The organism is Stenotrophomonas sp. SrG (assembly GCF_050031795.1).
GTDB lineage: Bacteria > Pseudomonadota > Gammaproteobacteria > Xanthomonadales > Xanthomonadaceae > Stenotrophomonas > Stenotrophomonas rhizophila_A.
The window spans coordinates 280,930-290,053 of record NZ_JBNBBE010000002.1 but is presented as its reverse complement, the minus strand read 5'-3'; the positions used below and the strand labels follow the sequence as shown (position 1 = coordinate 290,053).

9 protein-coding genes are annotated in these 9,124 nt (G+C 66.4%); 4 read left to right on the top strand and 5 right to left on the bottom strand.

Going from position 1 to position 9,124, the window contains the following annotated elements:
- Positions 1-47 precede the first annotated feature (47 nt).
- A complete protein-coding gene (gene murJ / locus ACQG3P_RS03320) occupies positions 48-1,652 on the bottom strand; it encodes a murein biosynthesis integral membrane protein MurJ (RefSeq protein ID WP_068850200.1) in 1,605 nt (534 codons plus the stop codon).
- A 116-nt stretch (positions 1,653-1,768) separates the two neighbouring features.
- Between murJ and rpsT the strand changes: the two genes are divergently transcribed.
- Positions 1,769-2,038 carry a 30S ribosomal protein S20 gene (rpsT, locus tag ACQG3P_RS03315; RefSeq protein ID WP_017354922.1) on the top strand — a complete coding sequence of 90 codons (270 nt, stop codon included), beginning with the start codon at positions 1,769-1,771 and terminating at the stop codon, positions 2,036-2,038.
- Between the two features lie 130 nt (positions 2,039-2,168).
- Here the strand turns inward: rpsT and cgtA are convergent, their stop codons facing one another.
- From cgtA to rplU, 3 genes are all read right to left on the bottom strand, one after another.
- On the bottom strand, positions 2,169-3,218 hold the full coding sequence (gene cgtA, locus ACQG3P_RS03310) for an Obg family GTPase CgtA (RefSeq protein WP_068850197.1): 1,050 nt from the start codon (positions 3,216-3,218) through the stop codon (positions 2,169-2,171).
- A 140-nt stretch (positions 3,219-3,358) separates the two neighbouring features.
- Complete coding sequence (gene rpmA / locus ACQG3P_RS03305; RefSeq protein WP_019184517.1) at positions 3,359-3,619, bottom strand: 50S ribosomal protein L27; 261 nt, start codon at positions 3,617-3,619, stop codon at positions 3,359-3,361.
- Positions 3,620-3,634: 15 nt separating this feature from the next.
- A complete protein-coding gene (gene rplU / locus ACQG3P_RS03300) occupies positions 3,635-3,952 on the bottom strand; it encodes a 50S ribosomal protein L21 (RefSeq protein WP_068850193.1) in 318 nt (105 codons plus the stop codon).
- Positions 3,953-4,218: 266 nt separating this feature from the next.
- Between rplU and uvrA the strand changes: the two genes are divergently transcribed.
- Both uvrA and ACQG3P_RS03290 read left to right on the top strand, forming a co-directional pair.
- Entirely contained in the window at positions 4,219-7,224 is a 3,006-nt protein-coding gene (uvrA, locus tag ACQG3P_RS03295; protein WP_068850190.1) for an excinuclease ABC subunit UvrA, read from the top strand.
- Positions 7,224-7,631 (top strand): acyl-CoA thioesterase, encoded by a 408-nt coding sequence (locus tag ACQG3P_RS03290; protein ID WP_093533084.1) that lies wholly within the window; start codon positions 7,224-7,226, stop codon positions 7,629-7,631. Before uvrA ends, ACQG3P_RS03290 begins: the two co-directional genes overlap by 1 nt.
- 182 nt (positions 7,632-7,813) lie before the next feature.
- Here the strand turns inward: ACQG3P_RS03290 and ACQG3P_RS03285 are convergent, their stop codons facing one another.
- Positions 7,814-8,251 carry a copper chaperone PCu(A)C gene (locus tag ACQG3P_RS03285; RefSeq protein WP_426804188.1) on the bottom strand — a complete coding sequence of 146 codons (438 nt, stop codon included), beginning with the start codon at positions 8,249-8,251 and terminating at the stop codon, positions 7,814-7,816.
- A 34-nt stretch (positions 8,252-8,285) separates the two neighbouring features.
- On the opposite strand from ACQG3P_RS03285, the gene ACQG3P_RS03280 reads away from it, so the two are divergent.
- Positions 8,286-9,065, top strand: coding sequence for an enoyl-CoA hydratase/isomerase family protein (locus tag ACQG3P_RS03280; protein ID WP_068850181.1), 780 nt, complete (start codon positions 8,286-8,288; stop codon positions 9,063-9,065).
- The last annotated feature ends 59 nt before the right edge of the window (positions 9,066-9,124 follow it).

Genomic DNA, 9,124 nt, shown 5'->3' with positions numbered 1-9,124 from the left:
ATGCGTTGCAAGGGATAGCCATGAAGTATAGCCGGGGTGCCCATGGATCAATGCTCGCGCAGGTGACGCGGGCGGAAGCCCATGGCGACCAGGGCCAGCAGGTAGGTCAGGCCACCGCCGCCGACCAGCAGCGCGAGGTTGCCGATCCGGTGCCATTTGTCCATGTCGGTGAAGTCGGTCATCAGCTGCAGCAGGCCCAACAGGACCGCCACCATGGCCGCGCAGGCCAGGCCCAGGCGGGTCACGTAGCCGCCCCAGCCGGCCTTGGGCTGGTACACGTCGGTCTTGCCCAGCCAGTACCAGAGCAGGCCGAGATTCAGGTAACTGGACAGCGCGCTGGCAATGCCCAGCGCCAGGTGCAGGCCCGGCTGCTTGCCCAGCGCCACCCACACGCCCTGCGCCTTCAGCGCCTCGGGCACCATCACGTGGTACAGCACGGCCAGCAGGATGAAGTTGAAGACCATGTTGGCCACCAGCGCGACCAGGCCGGCGCGCACCGGGGTACGGGTGTCCTGGCGGGCATAGAACGCCGGCAGCACCACTTTCAGCAGGGCGAAGGCCGGCAGGGCGAAGCTCAGGCCGTATACCGACAGCGCGGTCATGCGGGTATCGAAGGCGGTGAACTGGCCATGCTGGAAGATCGTGGCGATCAGCGGCTCGGCGCACAGCATCAGGCCGAGCATGGCCGGCACGGCGATCAGCAGCGTGGTGCGCAGGCCCCAGTCCAGCGCGCTGGAGAAGCCGGCCTTGTCGGTACTGACATGGTGGCGGGCCAGCGCCGGCAGGATCACCGTACCCAGCGCCACCCCGAACACGCCCAGCGGCAGCTCCAGGAAGCGGTCGGCCAGCGACAGCCAGGACTGCGAGCCATCGGTCAGCTTGGCCGCGATCACGGTATCCAGCAGCAGGTTGATCTGGGCCACCGAAGAGCCAAACAGGGTCGGCACCATCAGGGTCAGCACCTTGCGCACGCCGGGGTGGGTCCAGCCCCAGCGCGGCAGCGTGAGCAGGTTGATGCCGTGCAGCGACGGCAGCTGGAACAGCAGCTGCAGCACGCCGGCGGCCAGCACGGCCCAGCCCAGCGCCAGGATCTGCTTTTCCGGCGTGCCGCCCAGCCGCGGCGCCAGCCACAGCGCGCCGGCGATCATGCACAGGTTGAGGATCACCGGGGTCAGCGCCGGCATGGCGAAGCGCTGGAAGCTGTTCAGCGCGCCACCGGCCAAGGCGGTGAGCGAGACGAACAGCAGGAACGGGAAGGTCAGCCGGAACAGGTCCACCAGCAGGCCGTGCTTGGCCGGGTCGGTGTCGACCCCGCTGGAGAACAGGGTGGCCAGCTGCGGGGCGAAGATCAGCGCCAGCGCGGTGACCAGCAGCAGCACCGCGCCCAGGGTGCCGGCCACGCGCGACATCAGCTCGCGCAGCTCCTCATGTGAACGGGTTTCCTTCACTTCCGTGAACACCGGCACGAAGGCGGTGGCGAACGAGCCCTCCGCGAACAGGCGGCGCAGGAAGTTGGGCACCCGGAAGGCCACCCAGAAGGCGTCCGTCACCGCATTGGTGCCGAACGTGGTGGTGACGGCCAGATCGCGGACCAGCCCCAGCACCCGTGAAATCATGGTCATGCTGCTGAAAGACAGCAGCCCGCGCAACATCCTTGGTGAACTCACCCGTGTTTCCTCTTGACAATTGACTTGACGTACATTTTTCGAGCCATCATACTTTCCAGCTTGCTGTTCCCATTACACCGATTTTTCAGGAAACCACCACTGTGGCCAATATCAAGTCCGCCAAGAAGCGCGCCAAGCAGACCGTCGTGCGCAACGCGCGCAATACGGCTCAGCGTTCGATGCTGCGCACCGCTGTCAAGAAGGTGATCAAGGCGCTCGACGCCAACGATGCCGCCGGCGCCGAGGCAGCCTTTGCCGTCGCCCAGCCGATCCTCGACCGTTTCAGCTCGCGTGGTCTGATCCACAAGAACAAGGCCGCTCGCCACAAGAGCCGCCTGACCGCGCGCATCAAGGCCCTCAAGGCCGCCTGATACGGCACTGCGACGCCGCGCCCCGCGCGGCGTGCAGGAAAAGAACCCGGCCCCGGCCGGGTTTTTTGCGTGCCCCGCCCCACAGAAAAACCCGGCCGAAGCCGGGTTTCCCGAGGAAGCAACGTCAGCGTCAGAGCGCGTTGCGCGCATCCGCTTCGTCTTCCTTCTGGCGGTCGAAGAAGGCCATGATGTTGGTCATGATCGGCCAGGTGCCTTCACGGCCCAGCGCCGAGACCAGGTACCACGGCTGGGTCCAGCCCAGCTCGGCGATGATCTTCTCGGCCGCCGCCTTGGCCTCGTCCTCGAACATCAGGTCGGCCTTGTTCAGCACCAGCCAGCGCGGCTTTTCCAGCAGCTCCGGGTCATGCTTGGCCAGCTCGCGCTCGATCGCACGGACCTGCTCGATCGGCGAGATTTCCACCCCGCCTTCCATGGGGGAGATGTCCACCAGGTGCAGCAGCAGGCGGGTGCGCTGCAGGTGGCGCAGGAACTGCGCGCCCAGGCCGGCACCATCGGCGGCACCTTCGATCAGGCCGGGAATGTCGGCAATCACGAAGCTGCGGTAGTTCTCCACGCGCACCACGCCCAGGTTGGGGTAGAGGGTGGTGAACGGGTAATCGGCCACCTTGGGGGTGGCAGCGGACACGGCGCGGATCAGCGTGCTCTTGCCCGCATTGGGGAAGCCCAGCAGGCCCACATCGGCCAGCAGCTTCAGCTCCAGCTTGAGCAGGCGCTCCTCGCCCTCCTCGCCCGGCAGCGACTGGCGCGGCGAACGGTTGGTGGAGCTCTTGAAGTGCATGTTGCCCAGGCCGCCCTTGCCGCCCTTGGCCACCAGCAGGATGTCGTCGTGCTGGGTCAGGTCACCGATCACTTCGTCGGTGGCCACGTTCATCACCACAGTGCCGACCGGCACGGTGATGACCAGGTCTTCGCCGCCCTTGCCATAGGCCTGGCGGCCCATGCCGTTCTCGCCGCGCTGCGCCTTGAAGATGCGCTCGTGGCGGAAATCGACCAGGGTATTGAGGTTTTCGTCGGCGCGGATGTACACGCTGCCGCCATTGCCGCCGTCGCCGCCGTCCGGGCCGCCCAGCGGAATGAACTTCTCGCGACGGAAACCGACGCAGCCGTTGCCGCCATTGCCGGCGGTAACCTGGATTTCTGCTTCGTCTACAAGTTTCATGATTCTGGTTGCCAACTGGAGGCGGTGGGCAACGGGTGCGCCCGACCGCAGAGTCTAACGTGAAAAACAAAAACCCCGCCGAAGCGGGGCTTTCGTCAGCGGCCCCACGCCTAGGCGGGGGCGCCTGCGTGCCGCGAAGCTCAGGCTTCGGCGACGACGCTGACGGTACGACGCTTCTTCGGGCCCTTCACCGAGAACTCCACCTTGCCGTCGACGAGCGCGAACAGGGTGTGGTCACGGCCGAGGCCGACGCCGGTACCCGGATGGAACTGGGTGCCGCGCTGACGCACGATGATGTTGCCGGCATCGATGGCCTGGCCACCGAAGATCTTGACGCCGAGGTACTTCGGGTTGGAGTCGCGACCGTTGCGCGATGAGCCTACGCCCTTCTTATGTGCCATGACTGCTTCTCCTTATTACTTCTTGCCACCGGCGATGCCGGTGATCTCGATTTCGGTGTAGTACTGACGGTGACCCTGGCGCTTCATGTGGTGCTTGCGGCGACGGAACTTGATGATCCGGACCTTGTCGGCACGACCCTGCGACACGACCTTGGCGGTGACCGAAGCGCCGCTCAGAGCGTCGCCCAGCTTGATGCCATCGCTGTCACCCAGCATCAGGATTTCTTCGAACTTGATCTCGTTGCCGACTTCGACTTCGAGCTTTTCAACGCGGAGCGTTTCGCCCTGCGCCACGCGGTATTGCTTACCGCCGGTTACCAGTACTGCGTACATGACCAGACTTCCTCTGTAGTTATTGTGGTCTATGGACTGCCGCCATCGAGGGCGGACAGAAGCGGGATTTTAATGACTCACCCCAGCCCGGGTCAACCCACCCCCAGCTTTGAGCCGTCCTCCCCTGAACCCCGTTCAGGTTCAGGGCCCGCCGGTCTCAATAGATGAGACAAGGGGCTGGCAATGTCGCTGATTGCCCCCAAATCCCAAGCTCGGTAGGCTGACCGATTGCCGTCTCCGCTTGCCCCACTTTCAACGGATCCCCCATGGCGATGGATTTCATCCGCATCCGCGGCGCGCGGACGCACAACCTCAAGAACATCGATCTCGACCTGCCCCGCGACAAGTTGATCGTCATTACCGGCCTGTCCGGCTCGGGCAAGTCCTCGCTGGCCTTCGACACGATCTACGCCGAAGGCCAGCGCCGCTACGTGGAGTCGCTGTCGGCCTATGCCCGCCAGTTCCTGAGCGTGATGGAAAAGCCGGACCTGGACCATATCGAAGGCCTGTCGCCGGCGATCTCCATCGAGCAGAAGTCGACCTCGCACAACCCGCGTTCGACCGTGGGCACCATCACCGAGATCTACGACTACCTGCGCCTGCTGTATGCCCGCGTGGGCAGCCCGCGCTGCCCCGACCACGGCTACCCGCTGGAAGCGCAGACCGTGAGCCAGATGGTGGACCACGTGCTGACCCTGGACCCGGAACAGCGCTACATGCTGCTGGCCCCGGTGATCCGCGAGCGCAAGGGCGAGCATGCCCAGGTGTTCGACCAGCTGCGCGCGCAGGGCTTCGTGCGCGTGCGGGTGGACGGTGCGCTGCATGAAATCGATGCGGTGCCGCCGCTGGCGCTGCGCCAGAAGCACACCATCGAAGCGGTGATCGACCGGTTCCGTCCGCGCGAGGACATCAAGCAGCGCCTGGCCGAAAGCTTTGAAACCGCGCTGAAGCTGGGCGACGGCATGGTCTCGGTGCAGTCGCTGGACGTGGAGGACGCCCCGGCCCACCTGTTCTCGTCCAAGTACAGCTGCCCGGTCTGCGATTACTCGCTGCCGGAGCTGGAACCGCGCCTGTTCTCGTTCAATTCGCCGGTGGGCGCCTGCCCGGGCTGCGATGGCCTGGGCATGGCCGAGTTCTTCGACCCCTCGCGCGTGGTGGTGCACCCGGAGCTGTCGCTGTCGGCCGGTGCCGTGCGCGGCTGGGACCGCCGCAACGCGTACTACTTCCAGCTGATCGCCTCGCTGGCCAAGCATTACAAGTTCGACACCGACGCGCCGTGGCAGAGCCTGTCCGAGCCGGTGCGCAAGGCGGTGCTGTACGGCAGCGGCGATGAAACCATCACCTTCACCTACTTCACCGAAGCCGGTGGCCGCACCCAGCGCAAGCACCGCTTCGAGGGCATCATTCCGAACCTGGAACGCCGCTACAAGGAAACCGAATCGGCGGCGGTGCGCGAAGAGCTGGCCAAGTACATCAGCGAACGCAACTGCCCCGAATGCCAGGGCCAGCGCCTGAACCGTGCCGCGCGCAACGTGTTCGTGGCCGACCGCGCGCTGCCGGAACTGGTGGTGCTGCCAATCGATGAAGCGCTGAAGTTCTTCAGCGGCATGACCCTGCCCGGCTGGCGCGGCGAGATCGCCGGCAAGATCGTCAAGGAGATCGGCGAGCGCCTGGGCTTCCTGGTCGACGTGGGCCTGGATTACCTCACCCTGGAGCGCAAGGCCGACACCCTGTCCGGTGGCGAAGCCCAGCGCATCCGCCTGGCCAGCCAGATCGGCGCCGGCCTGGTCGGGGTGATGTACGTGCTCGACGAGCCGTCCATCGGCCTGCACCAGCGCGACAACGAGCGCCTGCTGGGCACCCTCACCCGCCTGCGCGACCTGGGCAATACGGTGATCGTGGTCGAGCATGACGAAGATGCGATCCGCCTGGCCGACTACGTGCTGGACATCGGTCCGGGCGCCGGCGTGCACGGCGGCGAGATCGTCGGCCAGGGCACCCTGCAGGACATCCTGGACGCGCCGCGTTCGCTTACCGGCCAGTACCTGTCGGGCAAGCGTGCGATCGAGATTCCCGCGCGCCGGCACAAGCCGAACCCGAAGATGACCCTGCACCTGCGTGGTGCCAGCGGCAACAACCTCAAGGGCGTGGACCTGGACATTCCGTCGGGCCTGCTGACCTGCATCACCGGTGTGTCCGGTTCGGGCAAGTCGACCCTGATCAACGACACCCTGTTCTCGCTGGCCGCCAACGAAATCAACGGCTCCTCGCACCCCATCGCGCCGTACAAGGACGTGGAAGGCCTGGACCTGTTCGACAAGGTGGTGGACATCGACCAGTCGCCGATCGGCCGTACCCCGCGTTCGAACCCGGCCACCTACACCGGCCTGTTCACCCCGCTGCGCGAGCTGTATGCGCAGGTGCCCGAAGCACGTGCGCGCGGCTATTCGCCGGGCCGTTTCAGCTTCAACGTGCGCGGCGGCCGCTGCGAAGCGTGCCAGGGCGATGGCCTGATCAAGGTGGAGATGCACTTCCTGCCGGACGTGTACGTGCCCTGCGATGTGTGCCACGGCAAGCGCTACAACCGCGAAACGCTGGAGATCCTGTACAAGGGCTACAACATCAACGACGTGCTGCAGATGACCGTCGAAGATGCGCTGAAGCTGTTCGAACCGGTGCCGAGCATCGCGCGCAAGCTGGAAACGCTGGTGGACGTGGGCCTGAGCTACATCAAGCTGGGCCAGAGCGCGACCACGCTGTCCGGTGGTGAAGCGCAGCGTGTGAAGCTGTCCAAGGAGCTGTCGCGCCGCGATACCGGGCGCACGCTGTACATCCTGGACGAGCCGACCACCGGCCTGCACTTCCACGACATCGAAGCGCTGCTGGGCGTGCTGCACAAGCTGCGCGACGAGGGCAACACGGTGGTGGTGATCGAACACAACCTGGACGTGATCAAGACCGCGGACTGGATTGTCGACCTGGGCCCGGAAGGCGGCCACCGCGGCGGCACCATCCTGGTCACCGGCACGCCCGAGGACGTGGCCGCGCACCCGGCGTCGTACACCGGCCAGTTCCTGGCCAAGATGCTGCCCTCGGTCAGCGCGCGCCCGGAACGCCCGGCCGCGGTGGCCAACAAGCCCGACGCCCGCCCGCCGCGCAAGGCCAAGCCGGAAAAGCCGGCCAAGGTGGCCAAGAAGGCGGTGGCCGCCAAGCGCGCCACCACCCCCAGCAAGACCAGCCCTGCCAAGACCACGAAGGCGAAGAAGAAGTAATGAGCGACGAACACAAGATCCTGGCCCGCGTACCGATCAGCGTGCGCTGGCGCGACATGGACAGCATGGGCCACGTCAACAACGCCAAGTACATCTCCTACCTGGAAGAGGCGCGCGTGCGCTGGATGCTGGGCGTGGAAGGCGTTGCCATGACCGACCGGATCGCGCCGGTGGTGGCGGCGACCAACGTCAACTACCGCCTGCCGATCGTGTGGCCCAACGACATCGTGGTGGAGCTGTTTGTCGAGCGCCTGGGCAACAGCAGCGTGACCATCGGCCACCGCATCGTGGACCAGAAGAACGACAGCACGCTGTATTCGGACGGCAACGTGGTCGTGGTGTGGATGGATACACAGACCGGCAAGAGCGCCCCGCTGCCGGACGCGCTGCGCGCGGCCTGCAGTTGAGCATGTGCCGACCAACGGTCGGTACCTACCAGGGCGTACCGACCAACGGTCGGTACCTACCAGGGCGTACCGACCAACGGTCGGCACCTACCGAGGCGTACCGACCAACGGTCGGTACCTACCCCTCCTGGGTAGCGCCCGACCGTTGGTCGGGCGGCGGCGCAACGCGCCGAACGCCATGATCAACGCGTGCGCACAACCAGCGTTGCGTCGACCTTGCTGCCGTCTTCCAGGCTGAGTCGCAACGGCAACGCCTTGCCAACGCCCAACGCCACTTCCGGCTGCATCAACATCAGGTGCAGGCCACCGGGCTTGAGCACCACGCTCGCACCCGGCGCAATCGGCAACCGCTCCACCGCGCGCATCCGGCTCACGCCGTCGATCAGCGTGGTTTCATGCAGGGAGACGTCGCCAAAGGCCTTGCTGCCGGCGGCAACCACGGTCACCGGCGTCCTGCAGCCGTTGTGGATCTCGCCGTAACCGGCCGCCATCGTTACCCCCGGCGGCGGCAACCGCACCCAGCCCTCGCGCACCGTCACACACGACGGCTCCGCCGCTGTGGCCGATGCTGCGGCCGCACACATCGCCAACAATACGCACACGAATGGTTTGGTTATCATCGCCTCAGTTCCCTGCCCGCAACGAGATCGCAGCATGACGACGCTTATCGAGGTGATCAACCATGGCCCCATCCGCGAGCTGCGGCTGGCCCGCCCGCCGGTCAATGCGCTGGACACCGAGTTGTGCCGTCAGCTGATCCACGACATCAACCAGGCCATGGCCGATGACGTGCACGGCATCGTGCTGTCGGGCAGCGAGCGCATCTTCAGCGCCGGCATGGACGTGCCGCACCTGCTCAGCCACGGCGAGGACCGGCACAAGCTGCTGGACAGCTGGCAGGCGTTCTTCGGCGCAGTGCGCACCCTCGCCGAGAGCCGCGTGCCGGTGGTGGCCGCGCTGACCGGCCACGCCCCAGCCGGCGGCTGCGTGCTGGCGCTGTGCTGCGATTACCGGATCCTGGCGCGCAGCCCGGACCCGGCCCAGCCCACGGTGATCGGCCTGAACGAGGTGCAGGTGGGGCTGGTGGCGCCGGAAGGCATCCAGCGCCTGATGCGCCGGGTGGTCGGCCACCACCGCGCCTCGCAGCTGCTGATCGGCGGTGAAATGGTGCCGGCCGAACGCGCCCTGGAGATCGGGCTGGTGGATGAGCTGGCCGCCCCGGCCGACGTGGTGCCGCGCGCGGTGGCCTGGCTGGGTCGCCTGCTCAAGCTGCCGCGCCAGCCGATGCTGCTCACCCGCGCCATTGCGCGCGAAGACCTGCATGAAGCACTGCACGCCGACCTGATCCGGCTGGACCGGTTCGTCGAGGCCTGGTATGCCCCGGATGCGCAGCAGGCGTTGCAGACGCTGGTGGCACGGCTGGGAAAAGCGTAAGCCAAGGCCACCCGACCAACGGTCGGGTGCTACCGGCGATGGGGCGGTGTCCCCGGTAG